This window comes from Paenibacillus taichungensis, from assembly GCF_047302525.1.
In the GTDB taxonomy this organism is placed as follows: Bacteria; Bacillota; Bacilli; order Paenibacillales; family Paenibacillaceae; genus Paenibacillus; species Paenibacillus taichungensis_B.
In genome coordinates, this window is record NZ_CP168020.1 from 184,998 (window position 1) to 204,269 (window position 19,272).

A 19,272-nucleotide genomic window follows, 5' to 3' on the forward strand; every position below is an offset into this window, starting at 1 on the left:
TGGGGAGTGGGCTTACGTGAATGTAGATAAGCTTTTTGCGGAATCACCCGAGTTTGAGACAGAGCGGTTGGTACTTAGACGTCTTACGCTCAACGACCTCGATGATTATTTTGTGTTTGCCTCCGATCCGAAAGTGAGTCAGCAAAGCCTGTGGAACTGCCATGAGACGTTGGACGACTCTGTTCATTATATTCAAAGAGTGTTGGACAATTATGAGAAGAAGACGGTCTATATATGGGCCTTTATTCTGAAGGGAACAGGGAAGCTGATCGGGCGAGGTGGCATTTTTCATCTGAATGAATCCATGCAAAGTGCTGAACTGGGGTACGCGATTGCTAGCAGTTGTTGGGGCAAAGGCCTCGCAGCAGAAGCCATGCAGCCGATTGTTGAATACTGTTTTCAGGAACTGGACTGCAATCGGCTGGAGGGGAAATGCAATGCAGGCAACATCGGATCTGCACGAGTGATGGAGAAGCTGGGCATGTCGTATGAAGGTTTGCTGCGTAAACAATTGAAGATCAAAGGTGTGTTTACAGATCAAAAATTGTACTCCCGTATCCGGGATGATCTATAATACTTCCAATGACGTACAGGATACATAGAAGAAATTGAAGGAGGCGGAACAATGATCTACAGTATTATTTCCCAAGCGGTATGGGAGCAGGTATCCAAGCAGAGCGTGTATGCACCGGATAGCCTGGAGACGGACGGTTTCATTCATTGTTCCACTAAAGAACAGATTCCATGGGTAGCGGCTCAATTTTATCAAGGGCGTACGGATTTGTTATTGATTGGCATTGATGAGAGGGCCTTAAAGCCGGAACTGGTGTATGAGGACCTGTATGAGTTGAATGAACTATTTCCACATATCTATGGTGAACTTAATTTGGATGCTGTACGGAAAGTCATTTCCTTTGAACCGAATGAGGACGGGACGTTTTCTTTTCCTGAATAAACACATTTTGCGAAGGGTTGTGAACGTGTGGATATGAATCAGGTATTTCTGGATACAGCCGAGAAGCAATTTTTATATTACAAACAGCTTGGGGAAAAGGCTATGGAGCAACTGGAATCCGAGCAACTATTTCAATCCTGGAATGAAGATGCCAACAGCATTGCAGTTATTGTGAAGCATCTATGGGGCAATATGCTGTCCCGTTGGACGGATGTACTGACAACCGATGGAGAAAAGCCATGGCGTGAACGTGATGCGGAATTTGTGAATGATATTTCGACCCGGGAAGAGCTGCTCGCGAAATGGGAGGAAGGCTGGAACTGTCTACTTGGAGCCATTCGTTCTTTTACACCGGAGCAACTGTCTCATATTATATATATTCGCAATGAAGGACATACCGTCATGGAAGCAATTATCCGGCAATTGGCGCATTACCCCTATCATGTGGGGCAGATTATCTATGCAGCCAAAATGCTCAAAGAAACCTCTTGGAACAGTCTTTCCATTCCGAGAAATGGTTCGGACCAATATAATGGTGGCAAATTTGCCAAGCCGAAGGCACGAAAACATTTTACAGATGATGAATTGCGCATAGAAAAAGGTAAAGGTGAGGAACAGCAATGACACAGATCGCATTGATTCGCCATGGAAGCACGGCGTGGAATAAGGAAAAACGTTCGCAGGGACAGACGGATAATCCGCTGGATCAGGAAGGAAGAGAACAGGCGCTATTGCTTGCTGCAAGACTGAGTGAGGAAACGTGGGATGCCATCTATGCAAGTGACCTGGAGCGTGCAAGTGAGACGGCTCGCATCATTGGAGATCGTTTGGGAATACAGGAGATTCATTTGGATCCTAGGTTGCGTGAAATGGGCGGTGGGCAGGTGGAGGGTACGACCGAAGCTGAACGTGTAGCTCAATGGGGAGCGGATTGGAGTGATCTCGATTTGGGCCGGGAGCTTGCGGATGCAGGTACGATTCGGGGCAGTGCCGCGATAGAAGATATTGTACGACAGCATCCCAATGGAAGAGTGATCGTTGTCAGCCATGGCGCTATTCTCCGTAATACACTGCGAGGTCTGGTGCCTGAACTTGATGTGAGCGCAAAGCTGTCCAACACGTCGATTACCCGGATTTCTTGGGAAACGGAGTTCTGGCAATGTGAGCTATACAACTGTAGCGTACATCTGGATTCCTCCAAGGAGTTGTGATAGATGGATGCTCTGGCATTAAAACAGCAATTGCAGCATATTCAGTCGGCTAATCTATCCACCCATGAAGTAGAACATCCTTACGAACTGGCTCTGCATATGATGCAGCATATTGGCAGTCCAGATCCGGTTCTGCGGGATGAATTGATCTACGTTACGTTTGCGACCTGGATTGGACAGGGCGTATTCACGGAAGAACAGCTTAGTCAGTTGTTACAGATGGCGCTGGATGATCAGCACCTTTTTCATGGAATTGGAGAACAAGGTACGGACAGTGTGTTTACCCGAACCTTCTCTGTGCTGCTCCTGCCTCCAATTCTGAGTGTAGATCGTCAGCGGCCTTTTCTGAAAAAGGAAGATATAGAGGTTATTCATCATCGGTTGACTACGTATCTGGAGCGTGAAAAAGATGTTCGTGGCTATACCGATGATAAGGGCTGGGCGCACGCCCCGGCACACGCGGCAGATGCGGTTGAAGATCTTGCACAGTCGCCTTATATGGAGCGGGCAGCCTTGCGGGAGCTTTTGCATGCGCTCACTGTGAAAATTACCGAATCAAGTGTAGTCTACATCCATGATGAGGATCAGAGGATTGCTCATGCAGTGGTCACCATCCTTCGTCGCAATCTGCTGGAGCAAAACGATATTTCGTCTTGGATCGATTCACTGAATCCAAACGATAAGAAGGAGGGGAAATCTCATCTGGAGATCAGCCAGATGAGATTGAATGTGCGCGTCTTTCTGCAGACGCTTTATCTTGCCATACGGACAGAAGACGCAGAGCCTTTTCCCGCTGTTCGTTCACTTATTTTGCAGGCTTTGGAGAAAAAATGATCAAGGGATTATAAACTTGTGGACAAGGAGGGTGATAGCATGACTGAAATGCCGTATTTATGGACTGAGGATGTGCTGTCTCCTCTGGGCGAAACAGGGGTTATGATCCGTTGTGGGGACACCATATCCGAAGCGGTACACCGGAGGGTGATGTCGGTATGTGCTTTGCTGGAAAAGAGCCAACTACCGGGCATCATGGAGTGGTTACCTTCGTTTGCATCGGTCACACTGTTCTATGATCCATTGATCTCCCCGTACCACGAGGTATGCGGGATGCTGCTTCATGAGTTGAACAAGATGGAAGAGGTAACGCTGGATCAACCCAGAACGATCATTATTCCTGTATGTTATGGTGGTGAACTGGGTCCTGACCTGGATTACGTCGCTACTGAGCATGGGCTTACGCCAGATGAGGTCATAGCTATTCACACATCCGGAGATTACCTGGTTCACATGATCGGATTCGCGCCGGGTTTTCCTTATTTGGGCGGATTAACGGAGAAGATCGCTACGCCCAGACGATCTACACCTCGGCTTCGGGTTGAAGCGGGAACGGTGGGTATTGGTGGCAAACAAACGGGAGTTTACCCGGTAACGACCCCCGGGGGATGGCAGTGCATCGGCCGCACACCGCTGGCGCTATTTCGTCCGATGGAAAATCCACCAATCCTGCTGGCAGCAGGGGATCGAGTTCGTTTTGCATCGATATCACTGCAGGAGTATCTGAAACAAAAGGAGGGCGAACGATGAGTATTGAAGTCATTCGCCCAGGTTTGTTATCCACCGTTCAGGACGAAGGAAGGACAGGATTTCGCCGGTATGGAATTCATCCGGGCGGGGTTATGGATACCTTTGCAGCCAGAGCAGCCAATGCACTGGTTGGGAATTCCCGTGATGCGGCTGTGCTGGAGATGACGATGACGGGACCGGAACTTCGTTTCCATGAGACTCTGCTGATCTCTTTATGTGGTGCGGATCTAACAGCAACTGTGGATGGTCTGCCTGTTCCACTATGGCGTCCGGTCGTGTTGCTTGCTGGAAAAGTGCTGAGATTTGGGCGATGCCGTTCCGGCTTGCGGTCTTATATGGCGATTGCTGGTGGAATCGCAGTACCTGAGATCATGGGCAGTCGCAGCACGGATCTTAAGACAGGTTTTGGTGGGTTTGAAGGACGTGCCTTGAAGGTGGGCGACAGGTTGTCTGCGGGGGAAGCTTCTCGTGAAGCGCAAGCGGCGTTGCGTGGATTAAGTGTAGAAGCTGAAAAGAACAACGGGCGGATGCATGCACCTGCCTGGTATTTGTCCAGCAGGGAATGGCCCGCCTACCATGCTGAACCTGTTATTCGTGTCATGCCGGGCAAAGACAGTGCAGCGTTTAATGAAAATAGCCTGGTACGATTCCATAAAGAACGATATGTGATCTCTCCCCAATCGGATCGGATGGGGTATCGATTGGAAGGTGCAAAGCTGGAACTCGGTCAACCGATGGATCGGCTGTCTGAAGCCGTCATCTATGGCACAGTTCAGGTGCCAGCGGATGGTCAGCCCATCATATTGATGGCCGATCATCAGACCATTGGGGGCTATCCTGTGATCGCACAGGTGGCCCGAGTAGATTTGCCGATACTGGCACAGGCTAGGCCGGGGGCACCGGTTGCTTTTGAACGGATTACATATGAAGAAGCACAGCAACTATTCCTAGAGCAGGAGTTGGAGTGGCGGCTAACCGATCAGCTGATTCGCAGGAGATTGGCAGAAATGGGGGACCATCAATGAACACGGTGGATATCAACTGTGACCTTGGCGAAAGTTACGGGGTGTACCGGATGGCGTCGGATGAGTCGATTCTGCCGCTAATCACTTCAGCCAACATCGCTTGTGGATTTCATGCGGGTGACCCGGCAACGATGCGGCAAACCGTACAGCAAGCATTAGAGCATCAGGTTGCCATCGGCGCCCATCCCGGTCTGCCGGATTTGCAGGGTTTTGGCAGAAGACGTATGGATATTACACCACGGGAAGCCTATGACATGGTTGTGTATCAGATTGGTGCGCTGGATGCTTTTGTCCGTTCATACGGGGGGCGTATGCATCATGTGAAGCCTCATGGAGCCTTGTATAACATGGCTGCTGAAGATAATCAACTCGCTGAGGGAATCGCCGAGGCGCTTTATAAGGTGCAACCGGAACTGTACCTCTATGGCCTGGCCGGAAGTGCGCTGATACAGGCAGCGGATCGCATTGGACTGCGCAGTGTCAGTGAAGTTTTTGCGGATCGAACCTACGGACCGGATGGGACTCTAACCCCACGCAGTCAGCCCGGGGCTGTCATTCAGCAGACCGAACAAGCTCTTGTTCAAGTGCTGCGCATGGTGAAAGAGGGAATCGTTGTGTCGACGGAAGGTACACCTGTATCCATAAAGGCAGAGACAATTTGCATCCACGGCGACGGAGCTCATGCCCTTGCATTTGCTCAAGAGATACGTACGTTGCTTGAATCTGATGGAATTAACCTTTCTGCACCTGGAGTTACTAGATGATTGCTAAGGTAACCGAGGGCCAGAGGTCGAACTATACGAGTTTGTAAGGAGTGAGATTAGAGCATGAAAACGATACGTAATTCGGCAAAGGCTGTCATTGTACAGGATGGACGTTTGCTGGTGATCCGGTTGGAGGATCAATATGGTGACGCTTATGTTTTCCCCGGCGGAGGACAGGAGAAAGGCGAAGAACTCAAGGATGCCGTTGCCCGTGAATGTCTGGAGGAGATTGGACAGGCGGTGGACGTGGGAGAATTGCTGCATATCCGGGAGTATATCGGAAAAAACCATGAATTTGCCGTGTGGGATGCCGATGTCCACCAGGTTGAATTTTATTTTGAATGCAGATTGATTGATGCGAAAGCTACAATCTTTGAAGGCTCCAGCCCAGACGACCATCAGGTAGCCGTAGAATGGATTCCGCTTGAAGAGCTGTCCAAGGTTCGCCTATATCCGAAAACAATTGGTGAGTTGTTACTGGATCAGGCGTCTTCACGTATTTATCTTGGGGATTTGAATTAAAAATTAATCCATATGGTCACGAAATGCTTCCTTTATGTACACATTTTTATAAATAACTTTTCCAAAACTGTCACGTTTACGAACCGGTTCATGGATTCACCATAGATGAGGTGGGTACACTATAAGTACAGGCTTATTACACCTAACGTAAGCTGACTGTACTTATACACGGCAGCGGAGTGGATAAAAAACCTAAGGAAACAAAACCTGCAAAGTTGAGGCGTCGACAGGTTTTGATTTGAACTTTAGCTTATCCACTCCTCAATTTGAAAGAACAGTAGACGTAGTGAAGGAGACGGAATCGATTCTGTAGAAGCGAAGCGTTCGCCTTTATCCCCGGATTTTATCCTATGAAATAGGATTTCAAAAAAATCTGGGGATAACAGCGATCGAAAGAACGATCCGTACCCGTAACGGCCGCCTACAAGGCTCTTCAAATATCCCCCAAATCGAAAGGAGCATGTCCCATGAACCAGACTGAATTGGAACAAAACATTGTAAAAGCATTGGAAAACAACCCTTTTTGCAGCTTCTCCACGGTGGAGAACGGTAAACCGAAATCCCGCTATATGGCGCTTTTCAACGATGGAATGAACATTCATCTGGCGACAAACCGCCGTACGCACAAGGTAGAGGAGCTGGAGAATAATCCGAACGTCAGCCTTTTGCTAGGTTATGAAGCGGGCGGCTCCAAGGAAGTGGTTGAGATTGAAGGAACATGCGAAGTGACGAAAAATGAAGGTTTACGCGAACAGGTATGGAATGATGAACTAAAAGCTTGGTTTGACGGCCCGAACGATCCCAATTATGTCATTCTGGACATTACCCCAAAACGGATTGAATACATCGGCAAAGATCATGAGCATCAGGTGTGGGAGCAATAATTTTAGATATTGAAAATCACCTTTTCTAAGTGGAAGGCCGTGCCGACTATTTGGAAAAGATATAGCAAACCGTGAACGCCAGAAGGCTTCACGGTTTTTTGATATGGGTCGATTCAGCTAATATGGATATAGATGTAAGCCACATGTAATATACGTTTTTAACAGCGTGAGTAAACTATTTTCATCCAAAAACATGCAAAAGATGTCGAAATCACGCATGTTATTGTAAACTGGGGTAGGTATGTGCGGATAACGTAAAAAATAATGCTTTTCAATGACTGAACATTGCGTTATGATTTGGAATGTAAACGGTACGCACAGATATGAATAGATGTTCATGTGAGATAAACTAACCTGGAATTCTGAACCATACGATCAGAAAATCAGTACGAACAACCCATGAGATCTTTCGCATTTCTGCGCTTATTCGTTTGCTCACTAATACATGATTCAATGTACATAACCGGGAGGGGTTATTTTGAGAAAGAGTAAAAAAGTATTATCAAGCCTGACTGCCGCTTTGGTTGCATTAAACGTGCTTGCGGTATTTCCGGTACCTGTATCGGCTGCGGACGCTACCAAGGTTAAATTGCGAATCATGGAAACAACGGACATTCACGACAACCTGATTAACTATGACTACTATTCCGACAAAGAGACAGACCAGTATGGTCTGGCGAAGACAGCTACGCTGATCAAAAAAGCCCGTGACGAAGCGAAGAACAGCTTGCTGTTCGACAACGGTGACCTGATCCAGGGTAACCCGCTCGGGGATTATGTAGCGAAGATTGATCCACTCAAAAAGGGTGAGACTCACCCTGTATATAAAGCGATGAACCTGCTCGATTATGATGCAGGAAACATCGGTAACCATGAGTTTAACTATGGTTTGGATTTCCTTGACATGACGCTGGAAGGTGCGAACTTCCCTTACATCAATGCCAACGTATATGTAGATGACGGTGACGACGATGAGACGAATGACAAGAACTATTTTACCCCGTATAAAATTTTAGACAAAAAAGTTACCGATGAGAGTGGCAAAGAGCACACCATCAAGGTGGGTGTCATCGGATTTGTACCACCACAAGTCATGCAGTGGGACAGCGCTAATCTGGAAGGCAAAGTCATTGCCAAAGACATTATCGCTACTGCGAAAAAATTCATTCCTAAAATGAAGGCTGAAGGTGCCGACATTATTGTAGCTATTCCTCACTCCGGTTTTGAAGATATTCCGCAAACGGATCTGATGGAAAACTCGGTATTGTATCTGAGCCAGGTTGAAGGCATTAATGCCATTCTGTTCGGACATGCCCACAAAGTATTCCCGAGCGCTGATTTTGCCGGTAAAAAAGGTGTAGACCTTGAAAAAGGTACAATCAATGGCGTTCCTGCTGTAGAGCCAGGCTTCTGGGGTGACCACCTTGGAATTATCGATCTGGATCTGGAACTGGTAGACGGCAAATGGAAAGTGGCAGACTCCAAAGTGGAGGCACGCCCAATCTATGACACAGCCAACAAAAAGGCTCTGGTAGATGCTGATCAAGAGATCGTTGATGCTGTTCATGACGAACATGAAGGTACGCTTGAGTATGTGCGTGGCCCAGTCGGCGAAACGACAGCTCCAATCAACAGCTTCTTTGCACTGGTTCAGGATGATCCATCCATTCAGATCGTTACCAATGCACAGAAATGGTATGTTGAAAAACATATGCAAGGAACAGAATACGAAGATATTCCTGTATTGTCTGCAGGCGCTCCGTTCAAAGCAGGCGGACGTTCAGGTGCTTCGTATTACACGAATATCCCTAAAGGCACCATTGCGATTAAAAACGTAGCTGACTTGTACGTGTATCCAAATACGGTACATGCCGTATTGGTGAATGGCGCTGAGCTGAAAGAATGGTTGGAATGGTCTGCTGGTCAATTTAACCAGATCGATCCGGCAAAAGGTGGACAGCAACAATTGGTCAATATGGACTTCCCAACATATAACTTCGACGTTATCGATGGTGTTACGTACCAAATTGATGTAACTCAACCAGCGAAATACGATGGCAAAGCAACGATTGTAAATGCATCAGCTAACCGGATTAAAGACCTGAGCTTCAATGGTAAACCGGTTGATCCAGCACAAAAATTCATCGTGGCAACGAATAACTATCGTGCTTCTTCGTCCAAACTGGCTAACCCGGACGGTAAACGTATCGTCTTGGCTGCACCGGATGAGAACCGTCAAGTGATCATTGATTACATCCGTGAGAACAAAACGATTAACCCGGCAGCAGATGGCAACTGGTCGCTTGCACCAATTAAGCCTTCTGCAGGTGTAACGGCAGCTGCACTTAACGATCTTGAAGTGGTGTTCGCGTCTTCCCCAGATGCCAAAGCATTGGTTGAAGCGAACCCGGCGATGTCCTTCATCGGTACGAACGATGATGGTTTTGCTGAGTATGGTTTGAAATTGACAGGAGAAGCAACAACGACTCCAGAAACAGGTACGGAGCCTGCTCCAACGCCTACGAAGCCAGACCCAACTCCAACTAAACCTACAACCAAGCCACAACCTGAGAAACCAGCAGGCGGCAAAGTGGTACATGTAGTGAAAAAAGGAGATAACCTCTACCGCATTGGCTTGAAATATGGTGTGGACTGGCGCAAGCTGGTTTCCGTAAATAAAATTACAAATGTGCACAATCTTAAAGTTGGGCAGAAAATCGTAATCCCCGCTTCTTAAGATTAATTAGCGGTAAATGAAGACCGACAGTCATCAGACTGTCGGTCTTTTTCATGCTATGCTGATACGTTAATGTATCAGTAACTGTCATAGTTGAAGTCATCAAAACAGTAGAGAAAAATTTGAAGACCCATGTTATAATATTTACAAACTTTGGGTATATACCAGTAAACATTAATGAGATAGAATCACAAACTGGCAAGGGGGTTCTACATGAATTGCAGTGTCTGCAGTCCAATTCATCCTATAGAGGATCAAGGTACCCTGTATATGCGTCCTATCTCCCCCGCTTTGTTGGAAACACTGCAAACGCAGGGAAGGCATGTCGAACATTCGGATGAGCTCATCTGGATGCATTTTTTGAATCTTGAATCTGTACAGCGTTGTATTGAGGATATTCTCAAGATTGAATCGACCCTCCCGGATAAATTGACGGTCCAGGTCACTCCACTGTATGGCCAGGCAGATGCTGATAGCTGGATTAGTCTCTCCATGCAGGAAGCTCGACTCAAACATGCTGATCTGGTTTCTATTATCCTGGAGCATCAGTTCAGCAGTCATATGCAGCCGATCGTAGATGCATCGGAGCAGATTATCGGATTTGAATTTTTACTTCGTCCTACTGAACAGGGTAGACCTTTCAGTGCGTATGAATTATTTGAAGTTGCACGGGATACCGGATTGCATTCTTTTCTAGATCGGACAGCACGTATTGCTGCCATTGAGACGAGTGCCGTTCTTTTACCGCATGGTGTCAAACGTTTCGTGAATTTCCTGCCTTCCTCCATCTATAACCCCGAATATTGCCTGACGCACACATTTGAGACGATTGAACGCCTTTCGCTAGACCCTAAGGATTTTGTGTTTGAAGTGGTAGAAACGGAACAAATTCAGCATATGTCCATTTTGCAGCATATTTTTGAGGTGTATCGTTCTCATGGAATGTCGGTTGCCTTGGATGATGTGGGGGCCGGATTCTCGACGATCGAAGTCATGAACTGGCTGGAACCGGATTTTGTCAAAATAGATCGAAGTCTCATTGATCATTGTGATCATGATTTGAACAAACAGCAGCAAATTATCGAGATTGTTGAGATGTCACGTCGATTTGGCGGGCGAGTACTTGCCGAAGGCATTGAACGAATCGAGGAATTTGAATTCTGTCGATCCGTGGGTATTGATTTGGCACAAGGGTATTATTTTGGTAAGCCAACCGCATATCCGCCACAAGGTCCCTACGGAAAAACCTCTGCGTGAATGCAATAAAATATGGATGTACCAACAAGTCACTTCGCATGATCGGAGTGGCTTGTTTGATATGCCGTGTAAATATTTTCATTCAAATAAATACACTCCTCCAGCCGATATATAGGATAGGCCTTTAGATTTAGATTAGATGGGTGTCTATATGTGAAACCTTATTTAATCAGGTTGGAGTGGTCCTACATAAAAAGAAAAAGGGCAGATTTATATTTGGAGGGGGAGAAGCAAGATGGGTCACATTCGGGGAAATGAGCAAGAAAAGGCAGCAACCAAGCCAGCCAAGCCAAAAGATAATAAACCGAAAAAGAAAAACAAAAAGAAAAAAGGCTTCGTCTGGAGCATAAGAAACAAATTATTGGTATCCTTCCTGGCGGTTCTGCTCTTGCCGAGTCTAACCATTGGGATTGTTACGCTGATTATCGCTGATCATACGGTGGAAGACCAACTAATGGATAGTGCCAAACAAAGTGTAGACACAACGAATTCAATTATTGGAACACATGTGGATGCGAAGATCCATGATATCAATTATTTTGCCAGTTTGATTGTGACTGACATGATTAAAGGACAAGATGAAAGCCCTGAGCTTGAGACGAAATTGAAACAGTATCTTGGACTGCATCCGGATGCTTTAAATATCTTTGTGGGAACCAAAGAGGGAGTCATGGTCCGCGGTAAAGAATCTGCGGGAAGTTCACAAGGGTCCGCTTATGATCCACGGGAACGAGAATGGTACAAGCTCGCGATGGAGAAACCAGGTACTCCAGTAGTGTCACCTGTGTCGAAGAATACGGATGGCATTGCAGTTGTCTTTGTATCCAAAACGCTTGATGATCAATCGGGTGTAGTAGGTCTTTCTCTGGATCTGACCGAACTGCGTGAGCAGGCTTCCATTAAAGTAGGCAAGGAAGGGTATGTCGTCATCTTGGATGCAGACAAAAATTATGTCGTATCCCCAACCGTGGAAGCTGGTACACAGGAGCAGACGACTACCCTGGATCCAATGTTCGAGAGCAAGGAAGGCGAATTCAGCTATATCTATAATGATGATCCAAAGAACATGATTTTCTCTACTAATGAGGAAACCGGGTGGAAGATTGGGGGTACAATGTTCAAAAGTGAAGTATTAAATGCAAGTAAAGACATTCGGATGGCAACCCTGTTGGTCATTCTGACGGCAACCTTCTTAACGCTGATATTTATTATCTGGTTTACACGTTCGATGCTACGTCCAATCAAACGTCTGCAGGAATCTGCTAGAGCAGTGAGTAAAGGTGATCTAACCGTGAAAATGGAAACAGGACGAAAAGATGAAGTCGGCGACCTTGCGAAGTATTTTGAACGGATGGTCGACAACCTGCGCATGATGATACTGGGTGTGCAGGAAACGGCAGAGCAGGTATCTGCCTCCTCGCAGGAATTGTCCGCCAGTGCAGATCAAACAACCAAAGCTATTGAACATTCGACGATGGCAATTCAGGAACTTGCCGAAGGTGCCGAGCAGCAAGTGAAGAGTGTAACGGATGGATCAGGACAAATGAGCCAAATGGCGGAAGATGTTCGCATGATGTCTGAACGCGTGCAATCCATTACAACGAATATGCGGCATACATCTGGAGCGGCTTATTCAGGTAATGAGGCTGCGGGTCAAGCAGTAGAGCAGATGAACAGTATTCAGGAAACGGTTGAACAGCTGGCGACAGTGGTTCAGTCCCTGAATGCACGGTCCGTTGAAATTGGCAGTATGGTAGATGTGATTGCTACCATCTCGAAACAGACTAATCTGCTGGCTCTGAATGCTTCCATTGAAGCGGCAAGAGCGGGTGATGCTGGTCGTGGCTTCGCAGTCGTAGCGGGAGAGGTGCGGAAGCTTGCAGAGGAATCGGGAAGCTCGGCTGCGCAGATCGGTGAACTCGTTCATAATATCCGTCAGGATATGGATGCTGCCCTGAACACTATGAATGCAGCTCAGACTCGGGTTGGAGACGGAATTCAGGCCGTGAATACGTCTGGACAATCCTTTGCACAGATTCGGGAGGCTGTAGAGGATGCTGTTCATACGCTGGATGATTTGTCCGAAACCACGAAGCAATTGGAGAGTGGTGCTTCCCACGTTGCCAAAGCAATGAACGATATTTCGATCGTGACCCAAGAATCTGCTGCGAACACGGAATCTGTCTCGGCCTCTTCTCAGGAACAGCTGGCATCTGTGGAGGAGATCGCTTCGTCTTCAGCACATCTGAACAGTATGGCGGAGCAATTACAAGGATTGTTGGGTATGTTCAAAATGGTGGAGGACACACAGAAGGATGGGGACAAGTCCTGACCATTAGACGATATCTTTTATCGAAGTCTCTATAGAAGTTAGAAGGAAATAAAGATAGACATTTCTCCTGCAGCCCTGTATAACTATAGCGTCTGGTTTATCGGCAATAATTGCGGTGTAATCATATCTGGCAGGCCATTCACATATCATGCTCCAAAACATGATGAATATAGCGGCGCAGGAGGCTTTATGACATATGTAGCAATTCTGATTTTTGTCCTGACCATCACATTGGTTATCTGGCAACCACGGGGGCTGGGTATTGGTTGGTCCGCCATGGGTGGGGCTTTGCTAGCATTGATGTGTGGTGTCGTTAGTCTGAACGACGCCTCTGATGTGGCATCCATTGTATGGAATGCAACGCTCGCTTTTGTCGGCATTATTATGATTTCATTAATACTCGATGAGACAGGTTTCTTCGAATGGGCAGCTCTTCATATGGCGAGGTTGGCAGGAGGAAATGGGCGCAGGCTGTTTATCTATTCCATTTTGCTCGGGGCGGCGGTGTCGGCTCTCTTCGCCAATGATGGTGCAGCGCTCATTCTTACCCCGATTGTGCTCGCGATGGTACGTGCATTGAAGTTTGATGAGCGCATGGTGCTTGCCTTTGTTATGGCTAGTGGATTTATCGCGGATACAACGTCGTTGCCGCTGGTCGTAAGCAACCTGGTGAATATCGTATCCGCGGATTATTTTGGTATTACATTTGTGGAATATGCGGTGCGGATGATCGTACCCAATCTCTTTTCCATCGTGGCGAGTACTGGGATGTTGTTCTTGTTTTATCGCAAAAGCATCCCGCTTCACTACGATATCTCTGCAGCACGTGATCCACGGGAAGCCATTCGTGATCCGCGGATGTTCCGCATCGCCTGGTTCATGCTGGTGCTGCTGCTCGTAGCCTATGCTTCCAGTGAGTTTTTGCCGATTCCAGTATCGGTTATCGTGGGTGCCGTAGCACTTTTGTTCGCCATATTGGCAAGAAAGAGCGAAGCTGTGGACCTGAAACGCGTGATCAAAGAAGCCCCATGGTCCATTGTCGTGTTCTCGGTGGGCATGTATATCGTGGTGTATGGACTGCGTAATGCCGGATTAACCGATCACCTAAGCCGCTGGCTTGATGCCATAGCAGACCATGGTCTGTTGGTTGCTTCATTGGGGATGGGCGTAATCGCAGCGGTATTATCATCTGTAATGAACAATCTGCCCACCGTGTTAATTAACGCATTGGCGATTCAGGGTGCACATACCGAAGGCATTGTGCGTGAGGCGCTGATCTATGCCAATGTGATTGGTTCCGACCTGGGTCCCAAAATGACGCCGATCGGTTCACTTGCCACATTACTGTGGCTGCATGTGCTGTCCCGCAAAGGAGTAAAGATTACATGGGGATATTATTTCAAGGCAGGCATCATCTTAACCATTCCCACACTATTAATCACCTTGGCCGGATTAGCGTTATGGCTATGGATTCTGGGTTAGTAAAATCGTAATTTACATTAACAATCATCATATGATCCAACTTATTGTAAAAAGCTGCTCTCATGCGCTGGTGCTACCAACCAGCTATGAGGCAGTTTTTTTGTTTCTTCTATAGAAGAAACAAATTCTCTTTTTACACAAAGGCCAGCCTTCTATAGTGCTGGCCTTCTTTTTTTGCCATCCCCCCAGGCTGAGGATTAAAATGCCTGTGACCACACCAGCGCTGACACAGCGCAGGGAACGGAACGATTGTGTAAACGCGAAGCTTATTCTGTGTAAGGATTTTACCTATAAGAAAAGATCAAAATTATCATTTGTTCTTGATGGGTAGATAAAATACGTAACGTAGTGGAGGGGACGGAATCGATTCTGAAGAAGCGAAGCGTTCGCCTGAAAGCTTTCTGTAAGAAAGCTGCTTCGGAAGCATAAGCTGTCTCCAAACTTCAACATTTAAAATTGTTGATCAAGGAAGTTTGGAGACAACAGCGATCGGAAGAACGATCCGTAACCGGAACGGCCACCAAAAGTATTAGCGACTTATTCATTATGTGATAAAAATCTGGACACAATACGGATTGAAACAACGTCCGTGCCCGAAGCGTCACTTCAACGCAATTTGTCACAGATGTATTTCAATCCATAGTAAATATTTTTAACATTGCGTTTACAAAACATTGATTTTGAGATGACATAACGAAACTACAATGAATATAGAGTTGATGGTGAACAAAAATAAAAGCAAATCGCCGTCACTAATTTGGGGGAGGAAAACAAAACATGTTTAAAAAGTTGCCGTTCATTTTGATGACCTTAACGTTCGTACTGGTGCTCGCAGCATGCGGATCGAAAAATGACGCTGGTACAGAGGGAAGCAATGGTTCCACAGGAGAAACTGCTACTGAACTTAGCGGTAACATTCTGGCTGTTGGATCAACAGCACTGCAACCTCTGGTAGAGCAAGCTGGACAAAAATTTATGGCAGTTGATGAATATAAGAACGTGATGGTACAAGTACAAGGCGGAGGTAGTGGTACAGGTCTGACGCAAGTATCCGAAGGACAAGCTACAATCGGTAACTCTGACGTGTTTGCAGAAGAGAAAATCGATGACGCAGCAAAAGTAAGCGAACTGAAAGACCACCAAGTGGCTGTTGTAGCAATCGCTCCAGTAAGCAACAAAGATGCAGGTGTGCAAGATTTGACGAAGCAACAACTGATCGACATTTTCTCTGGTAAAATCACGAACTGGAAAGACGTTGGCGGTAAAGATCAAGCCATCGTTATCGTAAACCGTCCTAGCAGTTCCGGTACTCGTGCAACATTCGAGAACTTTGCACTGGGAACAAAAGTGGAAGATATCCAAGGTTCTATTCAGGAAGATTCCTCCGGTACAGTTAAAAAGCTCGTAGCTGAAACGCCGGGCGCAATTGGTTACTTGGCTCTGTCCTACCTGGATGACAGCCTGCAAGTTTTGAAATACGAAGGTGTAGAAGCAACAGTTGAGAACGTAGAAGCAGGAACTTATCCGGTATGGGCTTACGAGCACATGTACACCAAAGGTGACCCGGATGCAGCAACAAAAGCATTCCTCGACTACATCCTGAGTGACGAAATTCAACAAAACGACGTGACGGAGCTTGGTTACATCCCAGTATCCGGCATGAAAGTAAAACGTGACGCAGCAGGCACGGTGACTCAATAATCTTTGAACTTGCGCATACAGCGAGAGAGGCGGACCCAGGTCCTGCCTCTTTGCGCGGTTTGCTCTGGATTAATCCCATATTTTGCATGAATTCTACTATAGAAGGATGGTTGTTATGGAACAGACCGAAGGGGGAACGGTAATGAACAACAAGTTGAAACCGCGCCGGCCCTTGAGAGAGAAGCATTATTGGGAAGAGTGGACGGGACGGATCTATACGTCGATTTGTGTCGTTTTCCTGATCGTTGTCATGTTTTCCATCGTTTATTTTGTAGCGTCCAAAGGCTTGTCGACCTTTTTCCAGAATGGCGTAAGTTTACGCGAATTTTTATCCGGAAAAACGTGGAACCCAACGGGGGAACCCGCTGCCTACGGAGCGTTGCCGTTCATTACCGGTTCATTCATAACAACATTGCTTGCAGCTCTGATTGCAAGTCCGCTTAGCTTGTGTGCAGCGCTCTTCATGACCGAGATTGTACCAGGTAAAGGTAAAAAGATATTGCAACCTGCGATTGAGCTGCTGTCCGGTATTCCTTCCGTTGTGTACGGGTTTATTGGTCTCAGTGTTATCGTTCCTTTATTGCGCAGCATGTTTGGCGGAGCCGGCGTCGGGATTGCAGCCGGATGTTTGGTTCTGTCTGTTATGATTTTGCCTACCGTAACCAGCATTATGGCAGATGCGCTGTCTGCACTGCCGAAAGGTCTGCGTGAATCGTCCTACGCACTGGGGGCAACCCGCTGGCAAACGATCTACCGTGTCATTATCCCGACGGTTCTTCCAGCTTTGCTGACAGGGATTGTACTTGGTATGGCTCGCGCATTTGGTGAAGCTCTTGCCGTACAGATGGTCATCGGGAATGCACCGCATGTACCGACATCATTGCTCGAATCGGCTTCAACGTTAACGAGTGTAATCACCCTGAGTATGGGTAACACCACGATGGGATCTGTTCATAATAATGCACTGTGGAGTATGGCGCTTGTCCTGCTGGTGATGACCTTTGTCTTCGTCATTCTGGTTCGCCTGCTTGAAAGGAGGAACCGGGTATGAAAATGAAGGCTAAAACGGTAGATAAAGTTGCTACATCCATTATCGTTGTTCTGGCCCTGTTCATTGTTGTTCTCTTGCTCGGTTTGCTTGGCTTTATTCTGGTACGTGGGATTGGGCAGATTAACTGGCACTTCCTGACCAGTGCACCACAGTTGCTCAAAGGTGGAGGCGGGATTGGACCGCAATTATTCAACTCGATATTCCTGCTTGTTCTGACCTTGATTATTACCATTCCGTTAGGGTGGGGCGGCGGTATTTATATGGCTGAGTACGCCAAGCCGGGCCGGATTACAAGTTTTATTCGACTGGTTGTCGAAGTGTTATCCTCGTTCCCATCTATCGTTATTGGTTTGTTCGGACTTTTGTTAATTGTTAATACATTTGGTCTCGGGTTCTCCCTGTTATCGGGTGCTATGGCCTTGGCTATATTCAATCTTCCACTTATGGTGCGGACAACGGAGCAAGCGTTCCGGGCCGTTCCAAAAGAACAGAAGGAAGCGGGTCTTGCACTCGGGTTGTCCAAATGGAAAATTATTACCTCCATTCTGCTGCCTGTGGCATTGCCAAGCTTAATCACGGGTACGATCCTGGCATCTGGCCGGATCTTCGGTGAAGCAGCAGCCCTGATGTTCACAGCGGGTATGAGTAGTCCACCACTGGACTTCACGGACTGGAATCCAACGAGTCCAAGGTCGCCGATCAATCCATTGCGTCCGGCAGAGACGCTGGCCGTGCACATCTGGAAAGTAAACAGTGAAGGCATTGGCCCGGATTCCAAAGAAGTAGCAGCTGGCGCTTCAGCCGTGCTTGTACTTCTCGTACTGGCGTTCAATCTGAGTGCACGCTGGATCGGTCGGGTGGTTTACCGCCGCATGACAGCTTCGAAATAAGGAGGAACCAACATGGCCATACCTTTTGGTACGGAACAGTTAAGCATATATTATGGGCATTTTCAGGCAGTTAAGCAGATCAGCCTGACTTTTCCCGAAGCCAGTGTAACGGCACTCATTGGACCATCCGGCTGTGGTAAATCCACGTTCCTGCGGTCGCTCAACCGAATGAACGACGAGATTGCCGGTTCCCGTACGGAGGGACATATCTGGATGGATGGCAATGATCTGAATGAGCCAGGCACAGACGTGATCAAGCTTCGCCAGAAGATTGGCATGGTGTGGCAGAAGCCGAATCCTTTCCACAAGTCTATCTACAACAATATCGCGTTTGGTCCCCGCTACCGCGGTATCAAGAACAAGAAGGCACTGGATGAAATTGTGGAAAAAAGCTTGCGCCGTGCTGCGCTCTGGGACGAAGTGAAGGACAGACTGAATGAATCTGCCCTGGCCCTTTCGGGTGGACAACAGCAGCGGCTCTGCATCGCCCGCGCGTTGTCGGTTGATCCGCAGATTTTGCTGCTCGATGAGCCGGCATCTGCGCTTGACCCGGTATCAACGGGTAAGGTGGAGGAGTTGATCTCGGAGCTCAAGAAGGAGCTGCGGATCGTGATTGTTACCCATAATATGCAGCAGGCGGCACGCATCTCGGATTATACAGCTTATTTTTATCTGGGAAGCATGATTGAGCACGGGGATACGGAACATATTTTCACCAACCCGGACAATCGTCTGACACAAGAATATATTATGGGACGTTTCGGTTAATTGTTATATTGGATGGAGTATGAGATAGAGATAGATTTATAGAGATAGAAGGAAGCATAACACTCGGGCGAAGCAGTTCGGGGGTTATGCTTTTTTACATAATCACGTA

The 19,272-nt window shown here is 47.2% G+C and carries 18 protein-coding genes; all 18 read left to right on the plus strand.

Annotation, left to right across the window (positions count from 1 at the left end):
• The first annotated feature begins 16 nt into the window (after nt 1-16).
• The 18 genes from ACDJ58_RS01035 to pstB all read left to right on the plus strand — a co-directional run bounded on the left by ACDJ58_RS01035 (nt 17) and on the right by pstB (nt 19,163).
• On the plus strand, nt 17-574 hold the full coding sequence (locus ACDJ58_RS01035) for a GNAT family N-acetyltransferase (RefSeq protein WP_413374780.1): 558 nt from the start codon (nt 17-19) through the stop codon (nt 572-574).
• 51 nt (nt 575-625) lie between these two features.
• Nucleotides 626-955 carry a DUF952 domain-containing protein gene (locus tag ACDJ58_RS01040; RefSeq protein ID WP_063566229.1) on the plus strand — a complete coding sequence of 110 codons (330 nt, stop codon included), beginning with the start codon at nt 626-628 and terminating at the stop codon, nt 953-955.
• Nucleotides 956-988: 33 nt separating this feature from the next.
• On the plus strand, nt 989-1,579 hold the full coding sequence (locus ACDJ58_RS01045; protein ID WP_053779860.1) for a DUF1572 family protein: 591 nt from the start codon (nt 989-991) through the stop codon (nt 1,577-1,579).
• A complete protein-coding gene (locus ACDJ58_RS01050) occupies nt 1,576-2,166 on the plus strand; it encodes a histidine phosphatase family protein (RefSeq protein ID WP_413374782.1) in 591 nt (196 codons plus the stop codon). The genes ACDJ58_RS01045 and ACDJ58_RS01050 overlap by 4 nt, the downstream gene beginning before the upstream one ends.
• Before the next feature lie 3 nt (nt 2,167-2,169).
• A complete protein-coding gene (locus ACDJ58_RS01055; RefSeq protein ID WP_413374784.1) occupies nt 2,170-3,000 on the plus strand; it encodes a DUF2785 domain-containing protein in 831 nt (276 codons plus the stop codon).
• A gap of 39 nt (nt 3,001-3,039) precedes the next feature.
• On the plus strand, nt 3,040-3,750 hold the full coding sequence (gene pxpB / locus ACDJ58_RS01060; RefSeq protein ID WP_413374786.1) for a 5-oxoprolinase subunit PxpB: 711 nt from the start codon (nt 3,040-3,042) through the stop codon (nt 3,748-3,750).
• On the plus strand, nt 3,747-4,775 hold the full coding sequence (locus tag ACDJ58_RS01065; RefSeq protein ID WP_413374788.1) for a biotin-dependent carboxyltransferase family protein: 1,029 nt from the start codon (nt 3,747-3,749) through the stop codon (nt 4,773-4,775). Before pxpB ends, ACDJ58_RS01065 begins: the two co-directional genes overlap by 4 nt.
• The gene (locus ACDJ58_RS01070) at nt 4,772-5,539 is read left to right on the plus strand and encodes a LamB/YcsF family protein (RefSeq protein WP_072734935.1); all 768 of its coding nucleotides are present in this window, start codon (nt 4,772-4,774) and stop codon (nt 5,537-5,539) included. Before ACDJ58_RS01065 ends, ACDJ58_RS01070 begins: the two co-directional genes overlap by 4 nt.
• A 63-nt stretch (nt 5,540-5,602) precedes the next feature.
• On the plus strand, nt 5,603-6,061 hold the full coding sequence (locus ACDJ58_RS01075) for an NUDIX domain-containing protein (RefSeq protein ID WP_413374790.1): 459 nt from the start codon (nt 5,603-5,605) through the stop codon (nt 6,059-6,061).
• Nucleotides 6,062-6,528: 467 nt separating this feature from the next.
• On the plus strand, nt 6,529-6,945 hold the full coding sequence (locus tag ACDJ58_RS01080) for a pyridoxamine 5'-phosphate oxidase family protein (RefSeq protein WP_063566223.1): 417 nt from the start codon (nt 6,529-6,531) through the stop codon (nt 6,943-6,945).
• A 478-nt stretch (nt 6,946-7,423) separates the two neighbouring features.
• Nucleotides 7,424-9,682: a bifunctional 2',3'-cyclic-nucleotide 2'-phosphodiesterase/3'-nucleotidase gene (locus tag ACDJ58_RS01085; protein WP_413374793.1), complete on the plus strand. Its 2,259-nt coding sequence runs from the start codon at nt 7,424-7,426 to the stop codon at nt 9,680-9,682.
• A gap of 213 nt (nt 9,683-9,895) precedes the next feature.
• Nucleotides 9,896-10,939 carry an EAL domain-containing protein gene (locus tag ACDJ58_RS01090; RefSeq protein WP_413374795.1) on the plus strand — a complete coding sequence of 348 codons (1,044 nt, stop codon included), beginning with the start codon at nt 9,896-9,898 and terminating at the stop codon, nt 10,937-10,939.
• Nucleotides 10,940-11,174: 235 nt separating this feature from the next.
• Nucleotides 11,175-13,271, plus strand: a complete 2,097-nt coding sequence (locus tag ACDJ58_RS01095; RefSeq protein WP_413374797.1) for a methyl-accepting chemotaxis protein — start codon at nt 11,175-11,177, stop codon at nt 13,269-13,271.
• A 189-nt stretch (nt 13,272-13,460) separates the two neighbouring features.
• Nucleotides 13,461-14,753, plus strand: coding sequence for an arsenic transporter (locus tag ACDJ58_RS01100; protein WP_413374799.1), 1,293 nt, complete (start codon nt 13,461-13,463; stop codon nt 14,751-14,753).
• 777 nt (nt 14,754-15,530) lie between these two features.
• Nucleotides 15,531-16,454, plus strand: a complete 924-nt coding sequence (locus ACDJ58_RS01105) for a phosphate ABC transporter substrate-binding protein PstS family protein (RefSeq protein WP_053779802.1) — start codon at nt 15,531-15,533, stop codon at nt 16,452-16,454.
• 142 nt (nt 16,455-16,596) lie between these two features.
• Nucleotides 16,597-17,505, plus strand: a complete 909-nt coding sequence (gene pstC / locus ACDJ58_RS01110; RefSeq protein WP_099858708.1) for a phosphate ABC transporter permease subunit PstC — start codon at nt 16,597-16,599, stop codon at nt 17,503-17,505.
• Between the two features lie 2 nt (nt 17,506-17,507).
• Nucleotides 17,508-18,395: a phosphate ABC transporter permease PstA gene (gene pstA / locus ACDJ58_RS01115; protein ID WP_024632234.1), complete on the plus strand. Its 888-nt coding sequence runs from the start codon at nt 17,508-17,510 to the stop codon at nt 18,393-18,395.
• Between the two features lie 12 nt (nt 18,396-18,407).
• Complete coding sequence (gene pstB, locus ACDJ58_RS01120) at nt 18,408-19,163, plus strand: phosphate ABC transporter ATP-binding protein PstB (protein ID WP_063566217.1); 756 nt, start codon at nt 18,408-18,410, stop codon at nt 19,161-19,163.
• Nucleotides 19,164-19,272 lie beyond the last annotated feature (109 nt).

Excerpts from the sequence above, each read along its gene's own strand:
- ACDJ58_RS01040 (WP_063566229.1), top strand. The coding sequence starts at position 626 with ATGATCTACAGTATTATTTCCCAAGCGGTATGGGAGCAGGTATCCAAG.
- ACDJ58_RS01045 (WP_053779860.1), top strand. The coding sequence starts at position 989 with ATGAATCAGGTATTTCTGGATACAGCCGAGAAGCAATTTTTATATTAC.
- ACDJ58_RS01050 (WP_413374782.1), top strand. The coding sequence starts at position 1,576 with ATGACACAGATCGCATTGATTCGCCATGGAAGCACGGCGTGGAATAAG.
- ACDJ58_RS01055 (WP_413374784.1), top strand. The coding sequence starts at position 2,170 with ATGGATGCTCTGGCATTAAAACAGCAATTGCAGCATATTCAGTCGGCT.
- pxpB (WP_413374786.1), top strand. The coding sequence starts at position 3,040 with ATGACTGAAATGCCGTATTTATGGACTGAGGATGTGCTGTCTCCTCTG.
- ACDJ58_RS01065 (WP_413374788.1), top strand. The coding sequence starts at position 3,747 with ATGAGTATTGAAGTCATTCGCCCAGGTTTGTTATCCACCGTTCAGGAC.
- ACDJ58_RS01070 (WP_072734935.1), top strand. The coding sequence starts at position 4,772 with ATGAACACGGTGGATATCAACTGTGACCTTGGCGAAAGTTACGGGGTG.
- ACDJ58_RS01075 (WP_413374790.1), top strand. The coding sequence starts at position 5,603 with ATGAAAACGATACGTAATTCGGCAAAGGCTGTCATTGTACAGGATGGA.
- ACDJ58_RS01080 (WP_063566223.1), top strand. The coding sequence starts at position 6,529 with ATGAACCAGACTGAATTGGAACAAAACATTGTAAAAGCATTGGAAAAC.
- ACDJ58_RS01090 (WP_413374795.1), top strand. The coding sequence starts at position 9,896 with ATGAATTGCAGTGTCTGCAGTCCAATTCATCCTATAGAGGATCAAGGT.
- ACDJ58_RS01095 (WP_413374797.1), top strand. The coding sequence starts at position 11,175 with ATGGGTCACATTCGGGGAAATGAGCAAGAAAAGGCAGCAACCAAGCCA.
- ACDJ58_RS01100 (WP_413374799.1), top strand. The coding sequence starts at position 13,461 with ATGACATATGTAGCAATTCTGATTTTTGTCCTGACCATCACATTGGTT.
- ACDJ58_RS01105 (WP_053779802.1), top strand. The coding sequence starts at position 15,531 with ATGTTTAAAAAGTTGCCGTTCATTTTGATGACCTTAACGTTCGTACTG.
- pstC (WP_099858708.1), top strand. The coding sequence starts at position 16,597 with ATGAACAACAAGTTGAAACCGCGCCGGCCCTTGAGAGAGAAGCATTAT.
- pstA (WP_024632234.1), top strand. The coding sequence starts at position 17,508 with ATGAAGGCTAAAACGGTAGATAAAGTTGCTACATCCATTATCGTTGTT.
- pstB (WP_063566217.1), top strand. The coding sequence starts at position 18,408 with ATGGCCATACCTTTTGGTACGGAACAGTTAAGCATATATTATGGGCAT.